This is a genomic window from Stenotrophomonas sp. G106K1, from assembly GCF_037969685.1.
Lineage (GTDB): Bacteria > Pseudomonadota > Gammaproteobacteria > Xanthomonadales > Xanthomonadaceae > Stenotrophomonas > Stenotrophomonas lactitubi.
Window position 1 is genome coordinate 67,937 of sequence record NZ_JBBPFR010000002.1, and the last position, 23,801, is coordinate 91,737.

Consider the following 23,801-nt stretch of genomic DNA (forward strand, 5'->3'; position numbering starts at 1 on the left):
GAGTGTTTGCCATGAAGCGTAGGGAATTCATCGCGGCCAGTGCCGCTGTCGCCGCCAGCAGCCTGCTGCCGCAGACCCCGGCATGGGCACGTGGCCGCAAGGTACGCCTGGCCGTGATCGGCACCGGCATGCGTGGCCTGGTACTGCTGAAGGAACTGGTGCGTCGCGACGACGTGGAAGTCGTTGCCCTGTGCGATATCGAGCCGATCATGCTCGGTCGCGCCGTGGAGATGGTCAGCAAGGCGGGCAAGCCTGCGCCGAAGACCTACGGCCAGGATCGTGACATCAATGCCTGGAAGCGCCTGCTGGAGCAGAAGGGCGTCGACGGCGTGATCATCGCCACGCCGTGGGAATACCACGCACCGATGGCGATTGCCGCGATGCAGGCCGGCGTGGCCGTGGGCTGCGAAGTGGTGGCCGGCATCACCCTGCAGGACCACTGGGACGTGCTGAAGGCCCAGTTGAGCACCGGCACCCCGTACATGCTGCTGGAAAACGTCTGCTACCGCCGCGACGTGATGGCCGCCCTGCAGATGGTGCGCCAAGGCCTGTTCGGCGAGCTGGTACACCTGCAGGCCGGCTACCAGCACGACCTGCGCGGGGTGAAGTTCAACTCCGGCGACCCGAACCAGCCCTACGACAGCGGCGTGGAATTCGGCCCCAAGGGCTGGAGCGAAGCACGCTGGCGCACCGAGCATTCGGTGGAGCGCAATGGCGAGCTGTACCCCAGCCACGGCATCGGCCCGTGCGCGATGTACACCGGCATCAACCGTGGCAACCGCTTCACCCACATCAACGCGTTCGCCACCAAGGCGCGCGGCCTGCACGAATACACCGTGGTCAAGAGTGGTGGCACCACCCACCCGAGCACCAAGGTCAAGTTCAAGCTCGGCGACATCGTCACCACCACGCTGGCCTGCGAGAACGGCGAGACCATCCTGCTGCAGCACGACACCTCGCTGCCGCGCCCGTATTCGATGGGCTTCCGCGTGCAGGGCACCAAAGGCCTGTGGATGGATGTGAACCATTCGATCCACATCGAAGGCCGCAGCCCGCCGCACCAGTGGGAAGAGTTCAAGACGTACCAGGGCCAGTACGAACATCCGCTGTGGAAGCAGAATGCCGACACTGCTGCGAGTGCAGGTCACGGAGGCATGGACTGGTTCGTGATCCATGCGTTCGTGGAAGCGCTGAAGGCCAAGGCACCGATGCCGATCGATATTTACGACGCGGTGACGTGGAGTGCGATTACCCCGTTGAGCGAGCAGTCGATCGCCAACAGTTTCCAGACGCTGGAGTTCCCGGACTTCACGGCGGGGCTGTGGCAGAAGCGCAAGCCGATTTTTGCGTTTGACGGAAAGTATTGAGGTTTGCACCCTTCCACGCTGTGACGGAGACGCCGGGCATTGCCCGGCGTTTTTGTTTCTGCCGCCCGTTATCGGTGGCTGGCGACTATCAGAAAACTCTGAAATTCAACCGGTTCCACAGTTTCTGACTTGAATACGTAACCCACATCGGAGATAACGTCCCCATGCGGCCACGCCGCAATCCGGAACAGGGACGATCCGAAGCAGGGCGGGAAAGGGCAATGGCTGCCCGAGCGCCTTCGTTCCTCCCGGCGTGGTAACCGCCCAGGATGGAGAACAGGGATGTTGAAGCGATTGAAGGATCTTTCGTGCGCAGCGCTGGCGATAGCCGCGCTGGGGTGCGTGGGTACCACTGCGGTACAGGCGCAGGAGGTCCAGAAGGAATGGCTTGCATTGGCGCCGGGGAGTCAAAAGCGCGCGACCGAGAAGCTGGCACAGCGTGATGTGGAGGCTCGATATGAGCGTTATCAGCAGTATGGTGCGTTCAGTTGGGAGGTGCGCGGTGTTGCATCGCTCCCCGGCAAGGTGATCTATGACTATGCGATCAAGCCTGCCAAGCTGATCAAGACCGACTGGGTGTACAGCTACGGATCCCAGGAATACAACTCTCCAGAAGAACTGTCTGCTGCCTTGAAGGCAGAAGTGCCTCAAGTACCTTCCTGTCCGATCACGCAGGTAACAATTGGAGAGGACTGGGAAGGCATTCCCGGGGGCGGCGCAGGTGCGGGCGCGGATGGCAGCAACACCGGCGAGCAAGGTGGAGCTACCGTTGACTTCTACTATCTCAACCCGAGTACTTCAACTTGCGTGCTGATAGGCGGGACCCGCTATCTTCAGCGCAAGCGTGAAGTCAAATGCCCGAACATCAACAGCACCATCATGACCTGGCAGGCAGCCAAGGGTATGTGTGCGATGCCGCCTTCGCTGGATACCGGCACGCTTTCGCTGATGCGCAAGTATACAAGCTCCCCAGTCGCCAAACAGTGTGACACGCCTGGCAATCCCTGCGATCCGACCACGGGCGACAAAACCCAACCTGAGCCGGACTTTGATCTGGGCTGGATCAGTTTTCGTCGCCACTATCACTCGCTGACAAGCACGCCCGGCGGTGCGCTGGGTACGGGTTGGACGCACTCGCACAATCTCCGTCTTACGCTTGGCGTTGACAGCAGTACTTACCCGCCGGGGACAGAACTGAAAGTGGGGCTCTTGAGCGAGGATGGCACACATGGCGCGTTCCCGAAGCGCGGCGCGTACTACGAGTCCAACGATGGCAGTGGGGATCGTGTCGTCCAGCAAGGAGCAAGCTGGCTGATGTCGCGCTCGCGCGAGCGCATCGTGTTCAGCGCTTCCGGGCTGATGGAGCGCCGCGACTTCGAGGACGGCACTTGGCTGGTTTACACCTATGACGAGCAGAAGCGGTTGCTTGGCATCTCTCATTCCACTGGTCGCCAACTGCAGATGGAGTATGCCGTCCCCGGAAACGACTCCTTGATCTCCGCCCTGCGGGTTTCCGGGCAAATAGTGGTGGCCTATACCTATACGCCCGCAGGTGAGCTGTCGACGGCTACATATGCCGATGGCGAGTCGCGAAGCTATCACTATGAGGATGCTCGCTTCCCGGCGTATCTCACAGGAATCACCGCCGAAGACAATCGTCGATACAGCTGGTACGCCTATGATGACAAGGGACGCGTCTTCTGCAGCCGGCATTCTGGTGACTGCACCGGAACGGATGTCGGTGTTGATGGAATTCATCTGGACTACACCGCCACCGGTCCAGTCATTGTGACTGACGCGCTGGGTAAGCAGAGTACCTACGGATTGACGGCTGCCGATGGCAGCGGTCTTCCACGCAAGGTCAATGGCATCACCGACAGCAGTGGCACCGCCGGTCGTACCTACCTCCCAGAGGGCACGGACTTCCGCCGTCGCCTGCAATCCCTCACCGATCGGCGTGGCGTGGTGACCCAATACGCCTACGCCGAAGCCAGCGACCCGACCGCCGGTGCGGTGACCGTGACAACCACCACCGAAGCGGCTGGAACACCCCAGCAGCGCGTCAGTGAGATGCGTGTCGCGCTCGACAGCAATCGCTTGGTGCAGCAGACCGTCGGCAACCAAGAGACCCGCATCACCCGTAACGCGCGCCTGCAGCCGACCAGCGTCACCGTGCGCGATACCACGACCAACCAGACCCGCGTGACCACACAGAACTACTGCGAGGCCGAAGGTCCGGATTGCCCACAGGTGGGCTTGCTGCGAAGCATCGACGGTCCGCGTACGGACGTTACCGATACCGTGACCTATGCTTGGTACACCGCCGATGATGCGGGATGTGCGACCAACGGTGCCTGCGCGTTCCGCAAGGGTGATCTTCGCAGCATCACCAGTGCATTGGGCCATACCGTTGAAACACTCGCTTACGACGCATTGGGTCGCCCGCTGTCGGTGCGCGATGCCAATGGCGTGGTGACCGACTACACCTATCATCCGCGTGGCTGGCCGACGTCGATCACCGTGCGTGGCGCCACTACTGCCGAAGACCGAAGCACCCAACTAAGCTATTGGCCCACCGGCCACGTGCAGCAGGTCACCGAGCCCGACGGCAGCAGCGTCACCTATGTCTACGACGCCGCCCAGCGGCTGACGGACATTGCCGACAGCGCCGGCAACACCATTCACTACACCCTGGACAACGCCGGCAACCGCCTGCAGGAGAGCACGGTCGATGCGGGTGGCACGCTGCGCCGCACGCTGGCCCGTGTCTACAACACACTCGGGCAACTGACCACGCTGAAGGATGCGGGCAACAACGCCACCGGCTTTGCGTACGACGCCAATGGCAATCCGCAGTCGGTCACCGATGCTCTGCAGCGGGTGACGAGCCAGCAGTACGATCCGCTGAACCGCCTGGCGCAGACCCTGCAGGATGTGGGCGGTGTTGCTGCGGAAATCCGCAGCCAGTACAACGCGCTGGATCAGGTCACCCAGGTGACCGATCCCAAGGGGCTGCATACCACGTACGCCTACAATGGTTTTGGTGATCTGACTGGGCAGGTCAGTCCGGACAGTGGGAGTGCTACTTTCACTGTTGATGCTGCTGGCAATCGCAAGACCCGCACCGATGCGCGCGGCGTGACCGCCACCTACAGCTACGACGCGCTCAATCGGCTTGTCGGTATCGCCTATCCTGATCCCAACCTGGACGTGGGCTATCACTACGACACCGCGCCAGCGGTATGTGCCAGTGACGAGCGTTTCGCCAAGGGTCGCCTGGGTCAGGTGCTGCACGCCAATGGCAGCACCGTGTACTGCCATGACCGATTCGGCCAGGTCACCCGCAAGGTGCAGACGATCAATGGCGTGGCCAGCACACTGCGCTATGCGTACAGTAAATCTGGTCGCCTGACCGCATTGACCTACCCGGACGGAAGTGTGGCGGACTACGCACGCGACGCCCTGGGTCGTATCAGCCAGATTGGGCTGACTCGCCCGGGACAGGCCCGGCAGGTGGTGGTCAGCAACGTGACCTATGCAGCCTTCGGCCCGGCGACCGGCTGGACCTACGGCAATGGGCGCCAACTGCAGCGCCCGCTGGATCTGGACTACCGCCCGCAGGCGGTGCATGACCCCGCGGCAGGCGGTCTGTCACTGGGCTATGGCTACGATCCCGTTGGTTCGATCACCGAGCTGAAGAGCGGTGCAGGTTCTGAGGTGCTTGCTAAATACGCCTACGACACACTGGGCCGCCTGACCCAGACCCAGGATGGCGCCACGGGTACGCCGATTGAAACCTATGGCTACGACGCCACCGGCAACCGTACCTCACTGACCACCTCGGTCGGGACCGCAAGCTACACCTATCCGGCTGACAGCCATCGCCTGATTGCCGTGGATGGAGCTGCGCGCAACCAGGATGCCGCGGGTAACACCACCAGCATTGGCAGCAAGACGTTCGCCTACAACGATGCCAATCGAATGAGTGCGGTGAAGCAGGGCGCTGCTGTAGTGGAGAGTTACGGCTACAACCATCGTGGTGAGCGCGTGCTGCGCGCGCCGGCCAGTGGCGGTGCACAGATCACGGTCTATGACGAAGGCGGGCAGTGGGTTGGCAACTATTCGGCGACCGGGCAAGCGCAGCAACAGGCGATCTGGCTGGACAACTACCCGGTGGCGCTGATCCAGACACCAACTGCAGGCGTGCCGGAGCTGGCGTACATCCAACCCGATCACCTGGGTACGCCGCGCGTAGTGATTGACCCCGTGCGCGATGTCGCGGTCTGGGCGTGGAGCAACAAGAGTGAGGTGTTTGGCGATCAGGCACCGGCCAATGACCCCGATGGGGATGGCGTGGTGTTTGATCTGGCAGTACGCTTCCCAGGCCAGCAGGCCACCGATGCGAGTGGCTTGTTCTACAACTACCAGCGGGAATACGACCCGGGGGTGGGGCGGTACTCGCAGAGCGATCCGATTGGGTTGGAAGGGGGCGTAAGTACCTATGCCTATGTACATGGCAATCCGGTGAGCTACGCTGATCCAGAGGGTTTGCAGAGCGTTGGACCCATGGGGGCGTACATCGGGGGTGAGCCTCGGGCCTCTGACGCGTGCATGGATGCGGCAATCCTCGATTCTGCTCTAAATCTGACGCCCGGAGTTGGAACAATCAAAGCGTTCACCGAGGGTGCCAATTCTCTGGATTCAGCCTCCGCGGTAATGAGCACGGCTGCAGCGGCGACTGAGGTGCACACGCAGAGGGCAGATGCCGCTGCCAACGCAAGGCTTCAGGAACTTGATCGATGGGGAAGGAATCGTAGAGAACAATCTCAAATTAGAACGGGCATCCAAGCTAACAAGAGCCTAAATCAGCTTTTTCGAGTCATTGGACGCAATTTGGGCTTGCTAAGCTTGGGCGTCGAAGCGATGAAATTCGCCGAAGCGGCTGAGGAGTGCTGGTGCAAGGTCAAATGATGAAAAGTACAAAGAGCAGATTGAAGACATGCTTCGTTCTGGCGTCGCTTGATTTCATGAGCGTGCTGTTTCCACCATTGACAGGTTGGAAAATGTTCATTCTTGTTATCGCTGGGCTGATGCTGAACTTGGTTGTGGTGTTCCTAGTCTTGAAAAGTGTGGCTCCACTGATGAATGGGGGCGAGCACGAGATAAATGTCACATTATCAAGGCGGTGGGTATCTGCTATCGGGATGGCTGGAACACTGGCTATTCTTGCGGCTGGATTCCAGGGCAGCATTGAGAGGCAATCCATACCATTCCTTCTGAGTGGATATATGCTGCTGCTGATCGTTCCTGGAAAAATTCTGAGCTTGGCCGTTGCTCGGGGAATGGATGAGGCTGATGGTAAGTAAATCAAAACGAACGATTTCGGCTTCGCGAAGCGACGCTAAAGTTGGCGTCGCACGCAGGAGGCGCGCGATTCGGGAGAAGTATTCAGCGAGCGTTGCCTTGAGCGGGCGCCAGAAGATCGCCGAGGTGCTGAAAGCTGTCCTTTACGTGTTGGGCGGGCCCCTAGTATGGATAACAAAGTCGGGAAGAAATAATTGATCCGAAAGAATGGTCGTCATTTCTGATGGGATGGCCATGATTCCGTCGGTTCGATCACCGAATTGAAGAGCGGTGCGGGCTCGGAAGTGCTGGCCAAGTACGCCTATGACACGCTGGGCCGCCTGACCCAGACCCAGGATGGCGCCACGGGTACGCCGATTGAAACCTATGGCTACGACGCCACCGTCAACCTTACCTCACTGACCACCTCGGCCGGGACCGCAAGCTACACCTATCCGGCTGACAGCCATCGCCTGATTGCCGTGGACGGTCAGGCGCGCAACCAGGATGCCGCGGGCAATACCATCAGCATTGGCGGCAAGGCGTTCGCCTACAACGATGCCAACCGCATGAATGCGGTGAAGCAGGGCGCTGCTGTAGTGGAGAGTTACGGTTACAACCATCGCGGTGAGCGCGTGCTGCGCAGCCCGGCCAGTGGCAATGCGCAGGTCACGGTCTATGACGAAGCCGGGCAGTGGGTTGGCAACTATTCGGCGACCGGGCAGGCGCAGCAGCAGGCGATCTGGCTGGACAACTACCCGGTGGCGTTGATCCAGACACCAGCCGCGGGCGTGCCGGAGCTGGCGTACATCCAGCCCGATCACTTGGGTACGCCGCGAGTAGTGATCGACCCCGTGCGCGATGTCGCGATCTGGGCGTGGAGCAACAAGAGCGAGGTGTTTGGTGATCAGGCACCGGCCAATGACCCCGATGGGGATGGTGTGGTGTTTGACCTGGCGCTGCGCTTTCCGGGCCAGCAGGCGACCGATGCGAGTGGGTTGTTCTATAACTACCAGCGGGAGTACGAGCCGGCGGTGGGGCGGTACTCGCAGAGTGATCCGATTGGCCTTAGTGGTGGCATCAGCACTTACGCCTACGCTGAATCCGGTCCCATGGAAAGGGATGACTCGCTTGGTCTCTGTCCCGGTTGCGTACTTGCTCGGCCTCCGGTCGTCGTTCGGCCCCCAGGTAATTCTGGTCGGGGGGCTGGAGCTAGTGCAGGTGCGGGTAGATCGCACTCGTGGTACAGCCGGCCCCAGCAAAAAATTGCGCCTAAAGGAGGGAAGTCAAAAAATGACATACCATCTTGGGCGCGGGGTACAAATCCTACGAATGGGGAGACACCTGTTCAGTATGCCCAGCGAGTGTGCAAGGAGTTTGGTCAGGACCCCGGCAAAGGGCAGGGGTCAAACTTGAGCAAGCTAAAAAAATATGCGGAAACGCACTTCACTCCTAGCGGTGAGAAGCCGGGATTCTTTGAGGAGTTCTTTTTCAATTTCAGTCAAGATCCTCTGATGGACGCAATTCCAGAAGAGCTCAGGGTTGATGGGGGCATTTAGGCGGGAGTTTGTGATGACTGATATATATCCGGTTGGGATTGCTGCGCATGGAAGAGTCGTCTGGTTTGCGTGGGTTTCCGATGACTACGATTATGTGCTATCAAAAAATGGGAGGCCTGTATCAGCCGGTAGCAAGGAGGATCTCGATTGCGTAGTCGCTGCTTGCGAGGGGGCCCTGGACTGGGAGGGTGAATCGTTGCTCGACTTCGAGTCCTTGATATCTTCGATCGATTCGGGAGTTGGAGTTAGTCCAGATGCTGTTATTGATGCTTGGAACTTCATGACTGATCTTTTCAGGGTAGTAGCAAATGCTCCACGGAAGATGTTCCACGCCGACATGATAGATACGTACGACTCATTCTTCTCGCAATGCGAGATCGCTCGGGCTGTTGGGCTGGCCTCGGTCTCCATCTCTAGACGTGACCTCGATCGCGCGAAGATCGTTTTGGAGGACGGGTTGCAGATGGTACTCAGCAACTAGCGACGCGCTTCTAGTTCGCTACGGTATGTATCCGTGCGAAGTGCGGTGCAGCTGAGCCGACGCCGCAAAGGTGACACTGCCTTCTCGACTTGGTTCAGGCGCAGTGACGCCTATTGGTACCGCCGTGTGTTCAGTCCGCCGGCGCCTAGCAAGGAAATTACATGACGGTTGAACGTGCAGAATGGCACAGAGGGTGTCTGGTGCGCTTGTTCACCTTTGCCTGCCCCCTGTGCGCCGCCGATCGGCAGTGCTTTTCGATCCTTTCGGCACTCGCGCGCCGGCCGAAAGAGCTCTGTCGAGGCTGTGGGATCGTGCTTCGTTCATACTCTTCAATCGGCGTGTATCTTCTGTTCTTGCTATACACGCAATTCATCGCGCTGATCGCGGCCTTTCCGCTGATATGGGCCTACATGGAGCAGCAATGGATGGCGATGGCAGCGCTCTGGGTAGCCGCGCTTCTGCTATGCCACGTACCAGCGATGGCGATGCATGCGCGAGGAACGATCTGCCGTGACAAGGTGGATCCAGATCGAAGCTACGTACGTGCCAAGAAGCAGGCCTCCACGCATGATCCTTGAGTTCAACGAACTGCCCTGGTCGGACGCCACCTTGGTTGCGGTGTCCGTTGATCGCAGCAATCCGGGCAACCACGATGAAGTAGTGGTCCACGTGCGCTGGCCCGACGGACGTAACGAGCAGGTGACCTTCGTTGAATGCCGCGGCGCTCGATTGGCGCTCAACTTCGGAGTGCTGGGTGAGGACACGATCGAGCGTGCGTATGTCGATGATGGAAGCGAGGTACTGGCCGACTGCAGACAGCGCTGGGCGGCCTCGGGGGTGTTGCTGCCAGAACTTCAGTGCTTCCGCATCGAAACCTGCACCACCGGCAGTTCGCTCGACATCCTGGCCATGGGCTGGCGAGTCGATCCGCGGTGACGGCCGATGTAGAAAGCTGGGAGTGGAACGGTATGAGTGAGGCGTCCGGTGCCCGGGCACCAGCCTGTATTCCCGATAGGGTGGGCCCACCCACCAGCGGGTATCTGACCGGTCTGTGGCGCGGCAAGCGCAGGAAGATTCGGGGTACCCCGGCAATGCCGATGGCTGGAATTTTGCGCGCAGCGCTGCTGCTCTTGCCAATGCTGGGCGGGTGCAGCATCAACCAGTTTCAACACACGGAATGGAGATCGGACTGGGTAGATGTTTCATCCGATGCGATCTTCCCTGGAAACTCCACGACTCTGCCGCTCGATCGCATCTTCACGCTTGATCCGAATAGTGAAGCCGCCATTGCGGAGTGGATGTTGAAGAATTCACTGGTCGCGGTATCGGCATCAGAGGTTGAAGGGAAGATCGGTTCAATGCCGTTGAGTGGCCTGAAGCCAGCACCCGGGGAGAGCGTCTATCTCGTCAGGGCCGCTTCGGATGAAGGCAATGGCAAGTTCATCGGCTACGTCAACGACAAGGGACTTCTCCTCATGTATGGGGTCATGGGGGGCTGCGGCGAGCAGAAGCACCGGGTGGTTGCCGTGAGCCTGCGGGAGAAGCCCGCCAACGTGTACGGTCGATGCTCGGCGGCGCTGTAGTGCTATGAAGAGTCGAGCGGCGGCAGGGTGCAGGTGCCCTGCCGTCGCTGCCGGATCATCCGGTAGGCGGCACGCGGAACATCAATGGAGGATCTGCAGCGTGACCAAGCATCTCGTCCTCTGTCTGGCCATTGGCCTGACCGCATGCGCCGCCCAAGAACCACGCGCGGACTCATGCCCGACAGTCGTCGTCACCTATGCCGGCATCGCACGGGTGGATGGCATGACCTACGGCCGCTTCCAGATCAATCCGCATGGTTCTCGGCCACTGCAGCTGTTGCTGGCCAGCGCCGACAGACGCCTGTATGCCAGGACAGCCACCGCAGAGGTTCGCCGGATTGGCGAACAGGCGTGGCGGTCCTTCAATGTCATCCTCGAAGAAGTTGCGCCTCCGGCGGCACGGCTGTCGATCGCCCCTGGCGAGGCAATGACGGTGCTGTTCGACGGCGACGGCGCGTTTATGCCCGGCGCGATCGGCGCTGCGGAGGAATTCTCGATCATCGTCCGCGACGTGCAGGGCTGCGCTCACCGCTCGGTTCCCTTCCAGCCTGGCGTCAACAGAGCCGCAGCGGGGGATCGGGAAGCCGAATGAATCCACGACCAGCGCGCCATGCCGTGGTGGCGGGCGGGGGCGGAAGACTGAGGGAAGATGGCGCGCCCGGAGGGATTCGAACCCCCGACCAATGGCTTCGGAAGCCACTACTCTATCCGGCTGAGCTACGAGCGCGTGGTGGAACCGCCGCGCCGTCGGCCAGGGCCGGGGCGGGCATCGCAACGCAATGAGGCGGTGCGGGATGGGCATTCTATCCAGTTTTGCCGCACAAATCTCCCCCCGCCGGCAAAGTCGGTCAGAAGGCACAGGAGTATCCTAGTGCCATGGCTGATACCCCCCTTTCCGCGCCGCATCCGGCGCCGACGCCGCGCTGGCGTCATTACTGGAGTCTGATGCGCGCCGATCGCCCGATCGGCACGCTGCTGCTGCTGTGGCCCACCTGGTGGGCGTTGTGGCTGGCTGCGGGCGGCCTGCCGCCGCTGTGGACCCTTTTCGTGTTCACCGCCGGCGTCTGGCTGACCCGCTCGGCCGGCTGCGTCATCAACGACTATGCCGACCGCTGGCTCGACCCGCATGTGGAGCGCACCAAGGCGCGGCCGCTGGCGACCGGCGCGATCAGCGGCCGTGCGGCGCTGGCACTGTTCGCGGTGCTGATGCTGGTGGCCTTCGGCCTGGTGTTGACCCTGAACGGCCTGACCATCGCCCTCAGCTTCATCGGCGTGTTCCTGGCCGCCAGCTATCCCTACCTGAAGCGCTATACGCATCTGCCGCAGGTGTACCTGGGCATGTCGTTCGGCTGGGGCATCCCGATGGCCTTCGCGGCCGTGCAGGGCGAGGTGCCGCTGCTGGGCTGGCTGCTGTATGCCGGCAACATCCTGTGGTCCACCGCCTACGACACCTGGTACGCCATGGTCGACCGCGAGGATGATCTGAAGATGGGATCGCACTCCACCGCGATCCTGTTCGGCGACCTGGACCTGGTCATCCAAGGCGTGCTGTACGCGTTGTTCCTGGCCACGATGGCGCTGGTGGGCGTGCGCGGCGGGCTGGGCGGGTACTACCTGGCCGGCGTAGCGGTGGCGACGCTGCTGGTGGTGTACGAGTTCTGGATCTGCCGCAACCGCGAGCGTGGGCCGTGCTTCAAGGCCTTCCTGCACAACAACTGGGTGGGTGCCGCGCTGTTTGCCGGTATCGCCGTGGATCTGGCGCTGCGTTGAGACGCGCAGCCGAGCGTGGGCTCGGCTCTACAGCTGACAGTGCTTCTGTAGCGCCCGAGCCCATGCTCGGGCGGCGGCGCACAGCGCCGGGCCTCCTGCCACCTACGACCAATAGGTGGCAGACAGCCCGCACCCCACCGCCCAGAATCAGGCCATCGAACCTGGGGGGGTAGGTGATGGCTTCGACGGCAGCAGTACAGGACGGCTGGATGGCGCGCGCCGCGCTGCGTTCGGCCGCCTGGGCGGAAAAGTGGTTCCCCGACGCCTATGTGTTCGCGGTGCTCGGCGTGGTCATCGTCGCGCTGGCAGCGATGGGCTTCGGTGCCACCCCGCAGGCCACCGCCAGCGCCTTCGGCGACGGCTTCTGGAGCCTGATTCCCTTCACCATGCAGATGGCCTTCGTGGTCATCGGTGGTTATGCGGTAGCCACTGCACCGGTGGTCGCGCGCTTCATCGACTACCTGGCCCGGGTACCGCGCGCCGGTCGTGGTGCAGTGGTGTACGTCGGCCTGGTCAGCATGTTGGCCTCGCTGCTCAGCTGGGGCTTCTCGCTGGTGTTCGGCGGCCTGCTGGTGCGCGCGCTGGCCCGCCGTACCGAGTTGCGCATGGATTACCGTGCCGCCGGAGCCTCGGCCTATCTGGGGCTGGGCGCGGTGTGGGCGATGGGCCTGAGTTCGTCGGCTGCGCAACTGCAGGCCAATCCGGCCAGCATGCCGCCGGGGCTGGTGGAGATCACCGGCGTGCTGCCGTTCACCGAAACCATCTTCCTGTGGCAGTCGATCGCGCTGACCTCGGTGTTGATCCTGGTTTCGCTGCTGATCGCCTGGCTGACCGCACCGGCCGCTGGCAGTGCGCGTACCGCCGAAGATTTCCCCGGTGCCGCCCAGGCCGAGCCGGAGCCGCTGCAGCGCCGCACGCGCCCGGGCGAATGGCTGGAATACAGCCCGTTGTTGACCGTGCTGCTTTCGCTGCTGGCCTTCGGCTGGCTGTTCAACGAGTTCGCCAACAAGCCGTTGGTCAGCGCCATCGCCAACCTCAACACCTACAACTTCATGTTCATCTCGCTGGGCCTGCTGCTGCACTGGCGCCCGCGCAGCTTCCTCAACGCGGTGGCCAAGGCGGTACCCAGCACCACCGGTGTGCTGATCCAGTTCCCCCTGTACGGCGGCATCGCGATGATCCTCACCCACGCCGCCGGTGGCGATGGACAGACCCTGGCGCATCGGCTGTCGAGCCTGTTCGTGCACGTAGCCAGCACCGATACGTTCGCGCTGGTGATGGGCGTGTACTCGGCGGTGCTGGGCTTCTTCGTACCGTCCGGTGGCGGCAAGTGGATCATCGAAGCGCCGTACGTGATGCAGGCTGCGAACGAACTGCAGGCGCATCTGGGCTGGGCGGTGCAGGTCTACAACGCGGCCGAGGCACTGCCGAACCTGATCAATCCGTTCTGGATGCTGCCGCTGCTGGGCGTGCTCGGCCTGAAGGCCCGCGACATCGTCGGCTTCACATTCATCCAGCTGCTGGTGCACATCCCGCTGGTGCTGGGCCTGCTGTGGCTGCTGGGGATGACGCTGGCCTACGTGCCGCCGGTCATGCCGTAGCGAAAACACGAGGACATGTGGGGTCAGAGCCTCTCCGCTGGAGAGGATCCGACCCCAGAAACCCTCAGCCAGCCGCCGCCTGCTTCTCGATCTCGGCCTTGCGCAGCAGGAAGCGCTGCAGCTTGCCGCTGGGTGTCTTCGGTAGTTCCGCCACGAATTCCACCTGCCGTGGGTAGGCATGGGCGGACAGCCGGCGCCGCACATGCTGCTGCAGTTCCTGCGCCAGCGTGTCGCTGCCGCTGAAACCATCGCACAGGATCACGAACGCTTTGACGATCTCGGTGCGTTCCGCATCCGGCACGCCGATCACCGCGGTCTCCGCCACCGCAGGGTGTTCCATCAACACGCTCTCCACATCGAATGGACCAATGCGATAGCCCGACGAGGTGATCAGGTCGTCCGAGCGGCCGATGAAACTGATCGAGCCGTCGTCCTCGCATTCCACCGAATCACCGGTGAGGTAGTAGCGATCACCCAGCGCCGGTGTGTCGGCGCCGTAGTAGCCGGTGAACCACATGATCGGCGACTGCCGCAGGTCCACGGCGAGGATGCCCGGCGTGCGCGGTGGCAGTTCGTTGCCGGCATCGTCCAGTACCGCCACGCGGTAGCCGGGCATCGCAACACCCGATGACCCTGGCCGCACGGCATGCTCCAGCGCGTGGTGGTTGTTGACCACCATGCCGGTCTCGGTCTGGCCATAGTGGTCGAGCACCGTGGTGCCCAGATGGGCGGCGAACCAGCGGGCAATCTCCGGGTTCAGTGGTTCGCCGGCACTGCTTACCACCCGCAGCTGTCCCTTGATGGACGCACTGGCTTCGGGGCCGGCAGCGATGATCTGGCGATAGGCGGTGGGCGAGCCGGCAAGATTGGTGACACCCAACCGCGCGACGATGTCGTTCAGTCCCTGCACGCTGAAACCGGCTTCGCTGAAGGTGGTGGCCTGGCCCAGCAGCAGTGGGCCGATCACCGCGTAGTACAGCCCATAGGCCCAGCCGGGATCGGCGATGTTCCAGAACACGTCGTCTGCGCGCAGGTCCACGGCCAGTTGCATGTAACTGGCAAAGGCCAGCAATGCGCGCAGCGGCACCGGCACGCCCTTGGGGCTGCCGGTGGTGCCGGAGGTGGACAGCAGTGCCATCAGCGCATCGCCGTGCAGCATCACCGGCGCGAAGTCAGGCGTGGCATCGGCGCTGCGTGCGCTCCAGTCGATGTCGCCGGCACGTAGTGTCTGTCCCGATGCCAGGATAGTGGCGACCGGCGGGCAGCCATCGACCTCGTCCAGCTTGCTGCGGTTTGCGCTATCGGTCACCACCAGTGCGGTGCGCCCTGTGTTCAACCGTGTTTCGATGGCCTTGGGGCCGAACGCGGTGAACAGCGGCTGGTAGATCGCGCCGACCCGCCAGGTGCCGAGGATGGTCGCCAGCAGGTCCGGTGTACGCGGCAGCAGGCCGGCCACCACATCGCCCCTGCCGATGCCCTGCGCGGCCAATACCTGGGCAACACGCGCGGAAGCATCGCGCAGGTCCTCGAAGGTGTACTGGTGCAGGGCGCCGTGGGCATCCACCCAGCGCAGTGCCAGCGCATTGCGGCCGCAGTGGCGGTCGCAGCACTCCACGCAGGCATTGATGCCGGCCTGCAGGTCACCGTGCAGCTGCCGTTGCCCGTGCTCGATGCTGAAGCCGGCCAGTGCCTGTTCGTAGGTGGGGCGTGCTGCGGTGTCGCGGGCCATGCGCATCTCCGGGGTGATGTCATCCCGACGATAGGCGGCGGCCCTGCATGCTGCAAATGGGACCATAGGCGTAGGCCGTCCCTGCGCGCGCTGCGGGGGGGCGGACGCTGAATGCGTGCGTTTGCGGCTGCGGCATGACCACATGCCAAACCCGCATGAATCCTTCAGTCGCTTGTGCCACAAGGGTTGGCGCGGGCTGATTCACGCGCGTACACATCGGTGTAGCCCGCTGACAACGCATGGTTAACCAATCGCTGCCGACGATGGCCCCGTCCACCGCATTCCGCGCGTGGCATTTGGAGATCGGACATGGCACAGCAGAACCAGAACCCGAACCAGAAGCAGCAGGGCCAGCAGAACCAGCAGGATCAGCAGCAGGGGCGCGGCCGCGACCAGCAGCAGCAACAGCAGCAGGAACAGCAGAAGCGCAACCAGAACCAGCAGCAGGGCGGGCAGGACGAGGAAGAGTGACCTTGGCAGCCGCCATCCATCACCGACGAAGCCCCGCCCCGTGCGGGGCTTCGTTTACTCGAGCACGCCGATCCGCTGCAGCACCGCCGCTGCGGCCATGTCGTTGGGGTTGGTGCCGGGCAGTCCCTGCGGAACGTCCAGGCCCATGCCCCGATACAGATCAACCCAGTGCTGGGAGATTTCACCGGTCTGCGGGTTGCGGAAGTTCATCGGCTGCAGCGCGAACACATGGTGCGCACGGAACGCGCGTTCGATGAAGTCCGAGCAGTAGTAGCTTTCGTCGTTCAACACATAGGCGGTGTTGTACGGCTTGCCCAGCATCGTGCGTGCGGTGGCCACGGCATCGGTGATGGCATTCCCTGGCGGCGCGCGCAGGCGATGGACCACGATCTGCCGCCGCTTGCCACGCGCATCCTCGCGGAACTGGTCCAGCGTCTGCCGGCGCGAGCCCTTCTCATCGGCATGCAGCACCTCCCAGCCCTGCGGCACCGACGCCACCAGCGCGACATGGTCGAAGCTGGGCGCGCCTTGCTTTCCCGTTGCATCGTCGATGGCCGCGCTCAGGCCGGCATGACCCGCAGTGACGAACAGCAGGTCGCCTTCACGGACCTCGATGGCCATCGCCAAGGCTGGCCACAGGGCAGGTAGCAGCATGCCCATCAATAGCAGGAGGCGGCGCATGGGCATCTCGGACAGGCGGAAAGGCGCGATTGTAGGCGGCAGGATAGGATGGCGCGACCAGACCGGAATCAGGACGATCCCATGAAGCCCCGCCGTTCCCTTGCGCTGCTGGCACCCGCCCTTGGCCTTGCGCTGTCCGCCTGCACGCCTGCGCCGCAGCCAGCGCCTGCTGAAGCCCCGGCCCCTGCAGCGGCACCTGCCAGCACAGCGACGGCGGTGGAACCCGCGCCCGCAGTGGCGACCGCGGCGTGCCCCCATCCGGCGTTCGATACCTTCCTGAAGCACTTCGGCAATGAGATCACCCTGCAGGAAAAGGCCACGGCCGATCCGCTGCTGGACAGCTACGTTGACGCTGGCGCCGAGCCTGAGCCGCGCACAGTGGAACGCCCAGTGGCATTGGCCGATGTCGAATGGCCGGTGATGCCCGATCCAGCCGGGCTGGCCGGGCAGGGCCGGGAGATGCAGGTGACGGCCGTGGCCGATGGGCAGATGCAGGTGCAGATCCGCACGCCGGACAGCAGCGACCAGCAGACCTACACCTTCGCGCAGAAGCCGTGCTGGACACTGGTCAAGCGCGAAGACGAGTCGATCTGAGGCCAGATCGGGACAGGCGCGGACTACCGGCGGCTGCTAGGCTCGAAGCCCGATCAAGGCACGGAGACGCCGATGCAGGCCCGCAGGATGCGCACCACTACCGTCGTCATCGCCACGCTGTGGGCGATGACTACCTTCCTCGGCGCGCACGCGCAGTCGCTGCACGCCGATGACCGCGCTTACTTCCCCAGCGCCGCCGCCGAACAGACGGCACGTGCCACGCTGGGCGTGCGCGTTGAGGCATTGCAGCGCGCCACGGCGCGCGAGCCGGCCACGCGCTTCCGCCAGGCCGAAGCGCTGCAGGCACAGTGCCTGCGTCACCATGCGTATCTGCATCTGCAGGCCGCGCGCAATGCACGCGATCGTCGCCCGGCGCAGGCGCTGGACCAGGTGATGGGGCTGTGCAGCCGCATCGCGCGCACCGGCAGAGCCGCCCTGCGTGAGGCGCCGGCGGATGCCCCCTGGCTGGCGTCCTATGGGTTCCTGCGCGCCCGCGCGCTGCAGGAAGGCGCGGCGCCGGCCAATCCGCAGCTGGATGATGCCGTGGATACGCTGGCCGACCCGGCACTGGATACGTTCGCGCGCTTGCGCCGGCAGATCATGCACAGCGCGGAATACCCGCGTATCGAGGGTGCTGGCCGCAGCTGGGATACCGGCGCCGACAAGCAGGCCCTGGCCCAGCATCCGGACCGCGCGTTGCGTGAGGCCGGCTGGAAGGGATACTGGCAGGGCGTGCAGTCGCGCCGCGAGCCGATGGCGTCGGTACTGCTGGGCCTGGTGCAGGTGAACGATGCCGCCGCGCGTCTGCAGGGCGACGGCTCGGCCACCGCACGCGGCTATCGACGCATGGGCTTGGATACGCAGACGGTCGACGCGACGCTGGCGGCGATCGAGCGCCACGCCGCAGACCGTCGTGACTACCAGGACATGCTGCTGCAGCATGCCGGGCGCAGCGGTGTGGTGTCGCCGCAGCTGTGGGATACCACCGTGCCGGACGCCGGCTACACCCCACCGGTGCTGACCCTGGAGCAGCTGCGCGATACCGCAGCCGACGCCATGCAGCCGCTGGGGCCGGAGTATGTTGCCGAGCTGCGCGCGTTGCTGGATCCGGCGCATAAACACATGGATCTGGCCACCGTACTCGGCAGTCGCAGCCAGGACGCGTTCCATGTGTTCGCACCGGACACGCCGGCGCTGCTGTTCGTCGGGCTGCGCAGCGGCGATCTGGAAAGTGACGTGGAGATCGCCCATGAAGCAGGGCACGCCATGCATGGGCAGTGGATGCTGCGCGGGCATGCCTCGCCATTGCATCTCAATGGCAGTGCGTGGATGACCGAGGCGTTCGCCATCTACAACGAGCTGCGCTTCCGTGACCAGTTGTACCAGCAGGCGCAGGACCCGCGCGCCAAGGCGTACTACCTGAAGTCGCTGCTCGACGACATGGTGTTGCAGCTGTTCACCTCCTCCGAGGAAGCACAGCTGGAGCAGTCGATCTACCAGGGCGTGGCCAGCAGTACCCTGGGCACCGCCGACGATCTGGACGCACTCACTGGCCAGGTGCTGGCGCGCTACGGCCAGCAGCCGCAGCGCTACCCGCAGCTGCGCAGCAGCTGGATAGGCAAGCGCCTGATGTATGACGACCCGCAGTATCTGGTCAACTATCTCTACGCCGGATTGCTGGCAGTGCAGCTGTATGTGCAGGACCAGCAGGACCCGGAGGGCTTCCGCCAGCGCTATCTGACCGTGCTGGGTGAGGGCTTTGACCGCGCACCGCAGGAACAGGTCGCGCAGTTGCTGGGTCATGCACCGGACTGGCCGGCACTGGTCGATGCGGATCTGCAGGTGTTCGCGCAGAACGCTGCCCGGCTGCAGGCGCTGTATGCGCAGATCGAGGCAGGGCAGGGCACATGAGCCGGGTGCCGCAGGCGCGCGTTGCCAGGCCGTGGGCATGGCTTGGACTGCTGCTGCTCTGCATGCTGCCGCTGCTGGCGCTGGCGGCAGCCCCGATCCCTGCGTTGAACGACCCGGTGGTGGACACCGCCGATGCGCTGTCGGCCAGCAGCCGCGACACGCTGCGTGAGCAGGCATTGCAGCTGCAGGCACGCAAGGGCGCGCAATTGCAGGTGCTGGTGGTGCCCAGCGTTGGCGAGGAAGGCATCGAAGCCTATGCGCAGCGGGTCTTCGACCAATGGCAGCTGGGCCGCGCCGGTATCGATGATGGCGTGCTGCTGCTGGTGGCGGTGCAGGATCGGCGCGTACGCATCCAGACTGGTTATGGCCTGGAAGGCACCATTCCTGATGCGTATGCCGCGCGCATCATCGACAAGGCGATCGTGCCGCGCCTGCGCGAAGGAGACCTGGACCAGGGCGTGCTGGACGGCACCGCAGTGCTGGTGGCGCTGATCGATGGCGAACAACTACCGCCCTGGGACGATTCATTGGCACGCAACGTGTTGCCGCCGGATTGGCGCACGGGGGATTCGGTCGTTGCGCTGACGTTGCTGGCGGGCTTCCTGGCTGGTCTGTGGCGATCGCCACCGCGTCTGCTGGCGACCAGGACCGAAGCCGATTTCACCGGCAACCGCCGTGAGCGGCGGCGCAAGACACTGGCAGCCAATGCGGCGATGCCCAGGCCGACGTGGCCGACCTTACCTGCCTGGGGCCGGCCGCTGCTGGTGACGGCGGTGATCGCCGCGGGGGTGCTGTCTGCGACGCTGCTGCTGCCGCGCCACGTGCTGCCGGCGCTGTTCTTCGTGATGGTGCCCGCCGTACCGGTGGCGACGCTGCTGGGCTGGTGCTGGCATCGCAGCCGCGGCGTACGCATCGTGCTGTACGGCATGCTGGCCGTCAGCACCGGCCTCTTCGCGGTGATGCTGGTGCGTGGCCAGTTGCCGCCCAGCCTTGCGCTGCACACGCTGCTGAACCTGGCGGTCGGCATCGCTGCCATGCTGGTGTTCTTCCTGGTGCAGGCCGGTCGCGCGTGCTGGCGGAAGAACCGCAACAGCTTCGCCATGCGCCTGGTGGTGTTGGTGCTGCTGACCGCTGGCTATGCGCTGGGCGCACTGCTGGCCATCGACCGTGCCGGCGATGAGAACGCCCGCGTACTGACGACGATCGTGTCCAGCGTCGGCACGCTGTTCCTGTATTTCATCTGGGTGTTCACCCTGCTGCCCGGCGAAAAAGCCAGCAGCGGCCGCGGTTCGTCCAGAGGCTACCGTTCGTCGTCCAGCAGCTCCTCGTCCAGTTCGTCCTCGAGCAGTTCCAGCGACTGGTCCGGTGGGGGTGGCCGCAGCGGCGGCGGTGGCGCCTCGGGCAGCTGGTAGCTCAGGCCGCCTGTACCCGCCAGCCAAGCGCGGCATCATGCAGTTCACCGCTGCCGCTCACATCGTCCACCTGCAGCTGCAGTCCCTGCGCGTTGGGCAGGTCCTTCTGCTCGGGGAACCAACGACGATCGGCAGCGACCACGATCAGCAGGCCCTCGTCATCGCCCATCGGTGCGAACTGCGGCGACGGCGGGCTGATCGGTTGCAGGCCGAAGCGCTGGCTGGACTGTTCGCGTACCGAATCGACATCACGGCTGGGCAGGCCGACCTCGCTCAGGCAGGTCAGTTCGCTGCCATGGAAGGCACCGCTGCGTTCGCTGGCCGGCAAGCGCCTGCGGCCGATCAGTTCCAGGATCAGTCCATCGGGTCCGGTGAAATACACCGACTGCGATTGCCAACTGCTTTCCAGTGCGAAGTAGTCGAGGCCTTCCGGGTTGCGTTGCAGCGGCGTGCGTGCACGCAGCCAGGTCATGGCTGCGTCGAAGCGGTTGTCCGGCACATTGAAGGCCAGGTGCACGCCGCCAACGGGGTGGTGGCCGGCAGGTTGCAGCTGGATCGTGCTCCAGCCGATGCGGACCCGGTCGCCGTCCACCTCCAGTTGCAGCACGTCGCGGAAGTAAGCGGCAACGCGGGTGACGTCGGATACCGGCAGGGTGAGGTGCAGCAGGCGCATGGTCGATCCTCCGTGTAACGCTGGCTGCAGTGTAGTCCCGCGCACCTTCGCGCCGCGTCATCACCTGCGCAACGAATCGTTGCTGCCAACCGCCGACGTCAAACCGTGCTCGACAGCGTCTACCGCAGTGCCTCGCCGAAGAAGCGCACCGCGTCTGCCACCACCACGGCATGCGTCTGTTCCTTTGGCACCGCAGTTGCACACAGCGCCTGCAGCCGCTCCTTCGCCAGCGGCGTGCACCCGGACAGAAAATCATAGTGACCGACATTCGGCAGCGCGTGCAGCGTTGCTTTCGGAATCAGTGCCGCCGCCACATCGCCGTTGGTTGCTGGTGGCGCCACCTCATCCGCTGAACCCAGCACGATCGCCACCGGCTGCTGCAATGCCTTCAGCTGCTCCGGTGCGAATGCCTGCACGATGGCCGGCGCCAGTACGAACACGGCGCGGACACCGGGAATCGAACGATCATCCTGCGCGCGTTGCACGTAGGGCTGCAGTTGCGGCGATGCCGCTGCAGCAAGACGCGCCTCCATCGTATGTGCGGCCGCTTCCTGCTGCGGTCTGCACACGCCGTCGTCCGCGTGCGCTTTGCAGAACGCCAGCAGCCGCGTCATGTCTGGCCGCGCGCCGGCGCTGAGCAGTGCGGTGAAGCCACCGGCGGAATAGCCGATCACGCCCAGTCGGGACGCATCAATGTGTGGCCCCAGTTGCGGGTCGGCTTTTACCGCCGCCAGCGCGGCCTTCAGGTCGTCGGCGCGCAGCCAGGTCAGTACGCTGCCGGCCAGCGTCATCTCGTCGGCGCCGTTGTTGCCGGGGTGGTCCACGGCGATCACCAGGTAGCCGGCGCGTGCCAGCGCGGTGCCCAGCCACCCCATCATGCGCGCGGTACCGCCATTGCCATGCGACAGCAGCAGCGTCGGCAGGCGCGCGCCGGCAATGGGGGCGTCCTTCGCCGCGCGCCCCACCTCGAACAGCGGCGCATCCGCTGGTCCGATGGTGAGCGGCGTTTCTTCGATGCCTGGCGTTGCCGGGTACCACACGGTGAAGCGCAGCACATCGCGGTGTGCGTCATCTCGTATCGCCGCGCTTTCCAGCGTTGTCACACCGTGGCGTTCACCGGCGGTGATGGGAGCCGCCGCCATCGCCATCGGTGCCAGCGAAGCCAGCAGCAGGGTCAGCATCCATCGCGTCGCACGCATCATCAGTCTCTCCGGGTCAGGCAGGATGTTGATCGACCGGCAGCCAGATCTCCACGCCACCGTGGCCGCTGTGCTCATCGAAGCGGGTGTCGTAGCGCTCAAGGTCCGGCGCGTTGGCCAGGCTGAGGTGGTTGGCGGGCAGGTACTGGTCCAGCAGCCAGAACCAGGTCGAGCGGATGGTGGAGATATGGCCGCCATGCCAGGCCACCAGGTAACGACGCGCAGGCACCTCCACCCGCTGCCAGTGTGCCGGGACCGACGGCAGGGCATTCACCGGCAGCGCGGCAATGTAATCGAAACCCCCATCGTCATCGCTGTTGCAGCACACACCGAAACTGACCGGTGCCGGCGTTGGCCATTCGCGATTGAGCTGTGCCCACTGCCCGGGAATCGCACCACCGCTGTCGCGGGTGTGGCGCATGCCGATGCCGGCCACCTGGAACGGTGTGCAGTCGATCAGCCTGGGCGCCTCGCTGCAGGCCTGTGGTGCATCGTCGAGACGGATCGCGTGCACCAGCGACAGCTCCGCCAGACCGCGCTCGCGTACACGCTCCGGGGTCTGCCCGAACTGCTCGCAGAAGGCACGGGTGAACGCAGCATGCGTGCTGTAGCCTGCTGCCAACGCAACCTGAAGGATGTCGCCGGCGCCGTTGGCCAGCTGCTGTGCAGCGGTGGTCAGACGGCGTCCACGCAGGTAGCGCACCACCGACGTACCGGTGCGGGCCTGGAACAGGCGCGACAGGTGGAACGGCGACAGTCCGGCGGCGGCCGCGATGTCGGCCAGCGCCAGCGGTTTGTCCGCATGGCTTTCGATGTACCACAACGCTTTGCCTGCCGCGCTCATCGCGCTGTTCCTTGTTCGAATGCCGGGCAGCGTAACGGATCGACAGGGTGGGGCGCTTAGCAGTTCTTGCGGTGGCGGGGCTTTGCGTTTGCCGTTGTACCGGCAACAATGGGGCCTTCATGGACGCGATGGAGGCCAGGGACATGCCAGAGCAGGCGCGCAGTACCGCAGCAGTGGAGTCGGTCGGATGATCGGACTGGTGATCGCGGTTCTCGTCGTACCGGCGCTGCTGACCTTGGCGTTGCTGGTGCTGATGTGGCGCTGGGCGCCGCGTTGGCGCGGCAATCCATGGCTGTACCGCCTCGGCTTCGCGTTCTTGGCCGGTTTGTTGTCACCGACGCTGCTGATGGCCGGTCACGGCGGCTTGCCGGGCCCCACGGTCGGAGGCCTGGTGCTGGTGCTGACGCGGCTGGAGTGGATCGGCGATCTGCAGGCCAACTTCATCGCCTTTGGCAGCAAGGATGCGGCGTTTCTCTCCGCACCCTTCCTGGTCGTCTTCGCGTTCGCACTGTTCATCCCATTGCGAACGGCGCGGCCGGCCACCTTCGGCTTCGACGACGACGACGCTGCCGGGTAGCGCAAG

The 23,801-nt window shown here is 64.1% G+C and carries 20 protein-coding genes, 1 tRNA gene and 1 pseudogene; 16 read left to right on the plus strand and 6 right to left on the minus strand.

Annotated features, from left to right (window positions below; translation table 11 throughout):
- The first annotated feature begins 11 nt into the window (after window positions 1–11).
- From WKB25_RS02600 to WKB25_RS02640, 9 genes and pseudogenes are all read left to right on the plus strand, one after another.
- A complete protein-coding gene (locus WKB25_RS02600; RefSeq protein ID WP_340568600.1) occupies window positions 12–1,367 on the plus strand; it encodes a Gfo/Idh/MocA family oxidoreductase in 1,356 nt (451 codons plus the stop codon).
- A gap of 282 nt (window positions 1,368–1,649) precedes the next feature.
- Window positions 1,650–6,338, plus strand: coding sequence for an RHS repeat-associated core domain-containing protein (locus tag WKB25_RS02605; protein ID WP_340568602.1), 4,689 nt, complete (start codon window positions 1,650–1,652; stop codon window positions 6,336–6,338).
- Complete coding sequence (locus WKB25_RS02610) at window positions 6,338–6,733, plus strand: hypothetical protein (RefSeq protein WP_340568603.1); 396 nt, start codon at window positions 6,338–6,340, stop codon at window positions 6,731–6,733. The genes WKB25_RS02605 and WKB25_RS02610 overlap by 1 nt, the downstream gene beginning before the upstream one ends.
- 228 nt (window positions 6,734–6,961) lie before the next feature.
- Window positions 6,962–7,807 (plus strand): annotated as a pseudogene (locus WKB25_RS02615) (RHS repeat-associated core domain-containing protein); the annotation flags it as partial.
- 475 nt (window positions 7,808–8,282) lie between these two features.
- On the plus strand, window positions 8,283–8,750 hold the full coding sequence (locus tag WKB25_RS02620) for a hypothetical protein (RefSeq protein WP_340568604.1): 468 nt from the start codon (window positions 8,283–8,285) through the stop codon (window positions 8,748–8,750).
- Between the two features lie 161 nt (window positions 8,751–8,911).
- Complete coding sequence (locus WKB25_RS02625; protein ID WP_340568607.1) at window positions 8,912–9,328, plus strand: hypothetical protein; 417 nt, start codon at window positions 8,912–8,914, stop codon at window positions 9,326–9,328.
- Window positions 9,318–9,686, plus strand: a complete 369-nt coding sequence (locus WKB25_RS02630) for a hypothetical protein (RefSeq protein ID WP_340568608.1) — start codon at window positions 9,318–9,320, stop codon at window positions 9,684–9,686. The genes WKB25_RS02625 and WKB25_RS02630 overlap by 11 nt, the downstream gene beginning before the upstream one ends.
- Before the next feature lie 32 nt (window positions 9,687–9,718).
- A complete protein-coding gene (locus WKB25_RS02635; protein WP_340568609.1) occupies window positions 9,719–10,333 on the plus strand; it encodes a hypothetical protein in 615 nt (204 codons plus the stop codon).
- A gap of 100 nt (window positions 10,334–10,433) precedes the next feature.
- Window positions 10,434–10,925 carry an adhesin gene (locus tag WKB25_RS02640; RefSeq protein ID WP_340568610.1) on the plus strand — a complete coding sequence of 164 codons (492 nt, stop codon included), beginning with the start codon at window positions 10,434–10,436 and terminating at the stop codon, window positions 10,923–10,925.
- A 58-nt stretch (window positions 10,926–10,983) separates the two neighbouring features.
- Here the strand turns inward: WKB25_RS02640 and WKB25_RS02645 are convergent.
- Window positions 10,984–11,060: transfer RNA gene (locus WKB25_RS02645), tRNA-Arg, on the minus strand.
- Window positions 11,061–11,209: 149 nt separating this feature from the next.
- Here WKB25_RS02645 and ubiA point away from each other — a divergent pair.
- Both ubiA and WKB25_RS02655 read left to right on the plus strand, forming a co-directional pair.
- Entirely contained in the window at window positions 11,210–12,103 is an 894-nt protein-coding gene (gene ubiA, locus WKB25_RS02650; RefSeq protein WP_340568612.1) for a 4-hydroxybenzoate octaprenyltransferase, read from the plus strand.
- Between the two features lie 176 nt (window positions 12,104–12,279).
- Window positions 12,280–13,704, plus strand: coding sequence for a TIGR00366 family protein (locus tag WKB25_RS02655; protein WP_340568614.1), 1,425 nt, complete (start codon window positions 12,280–12,282; stop codon window positions 13,702–13,704).
- Between the two features lie 64 nt (window positions 13,705–13,768).
- Here the strand turns inward: WKB25_RS02655 and WKB25_RS02660 are convergent, their stop codons facing one another.
- Window positions 13,769–15,433: an AMP-binding protein gene (locus WKB25_RS02660; protein WP_340568615.1), complete on the minus strand. Its 1,665-nt coding sequence runs from the start codon at window positions 15,431–15,433 to the stop codon at window positions 13,769–13,771.
- A 309-nt stretch (window positions 15,434–15,742) separates the two neighbouring features.
- Between WKB25_RS02660 and WKB25_RS02665 the strand changes: the two genes are divergently transcribed.
- The gene (locus WKB25_RS02665) at window positions 15,743–15,904 is read left to right on the plus strand and encodes a hypothetical protein (protein ID WP_164745118.1); all 162 of its coding nucleotides are present in this window, start codon (window positions 15,743–15,745) and stop codon (window positions 15,902–15,904) included.
- A 54-nt stretch (window positions 15,905–15,958) separates the two neighbouring features.
- On the opposite strand, the gene WKB25_RS02670 is transcribed toward WKB25_RS02665, so the two are convergent.
- On the minus strand, window positions 15,959–16,585 hold the full coding sequence (locus WKB25_RS02670) for a YiiX/YebB-like N1pC/P60 family cysteine hydrolase (RefSeq protein WP_340568616.1): 627 nt from the start codon (window positions 16,583–16,585) through the stop codon (window positions 15,959–15,961).
- Window positions 16,586–16,666: 81 nt separating this feature from the next.
- Between WKB25_RS02670 and WKB25_RS02675 the strand changes: the two genes are divergently transcribed.
- From WKB25_RS02675 to WKB25_RS02685, 3 genes are all read left to right on the plus strand, one after another.
- On the plus strand, window positions 16,667–17,179 hold the full coding sequence (locus WKB25_RS02675; protein ID WP_205405265.1) for a hypothetical protein: 513 nt from the start codon (window positions 16,667–16,669) through the stop codon (window positions 17,177–17,179).
- 72 nt (window positions 17,180–17,251) lie between these two features.
- Complete coding sequence (locus tag WKB25_RS02680) at window positions 17,252–19,090, plus strand: M3 family metallopeptidase (RefSeq protein ID WP_340568618.1); 1,839 nt, start codon at window positions 17,252–17,254, stop codon at window positions 19,088–19,090.
- Window positions 19,087–20,502, plus strand: a complete 1,416-nt coding sequence (locus WKB25_RS02685; protein WP_340568620.1) for a TPM domain-containing protein — start codon at window positions 19,087–19,089, stop codon at window positions 20,500–20,502. Before WKB25_RS02680 ends, WKB25_RS02685 begins: the two co-directional genes overlap by 4 nt.
- A gap of 1 nt (window position 20,503) precedes the next feature.
- Here the strand turns inward: WKB25_RS02685 and WKB25_RS02690 are convergent, their stop codons facing one another.
- The 3 genes from WKB25_RS02690 to WKB25_RS02700 form a co-directional block, all read right to left on the minus strand.
- Window positions 20,504–21,175: a VOC family protein gene (locus WKB25_RS02690; protein WP_340568623.1), complete on the minus strand. Its 672-nt coding sequence runs from the start codon at window positions 21,173–21,175 to the stop codon at window positions 20,504–20,506.
- 119 nt (window positions 21,176–21,294) lie between these two features.
- Window positions 21,295–22,374 (minus strand): alpha/beta hydrolase, encoded by a 1,080-nt coding sequence (locus WKB25_RS02695; RefSeq protein WP_340568625.1) that lies wholly within the window; start codon window positions 22,372–22,374, stop codon window positions 21,295–21,297.
- Between the two features lie 16 nt (window positions 22,375–22,390).
- Complete coding sequence (locus tag WKB25_RS02700) at window positions 22,391–23,218, minus strand: AraC family transcriptional regulator (RefSeq protein WP_340568627.1); 828 nt, start codon at window positions 23,216–23,218, stop codon at window positions 22,391–22,393.
- 187 nt (window positions 23,219–23,405) lie between these two features.
- Between WKB25_RS02700 and WKB25_RS02705 the strand changes: the two genes are divergently transcribed.
- Window positions 23,406–23,795, plus strand: a complete 390-nt coding sequence (locus tag WKB25_RS02705; protein WP_340568630.1) for a hypothetical protein — start codon at window positions 23,406–23,408, stop codon at window positions 23,793–23,795.
- Window positions 23,796–23,801: the final 6 nt, after the last annotated feature.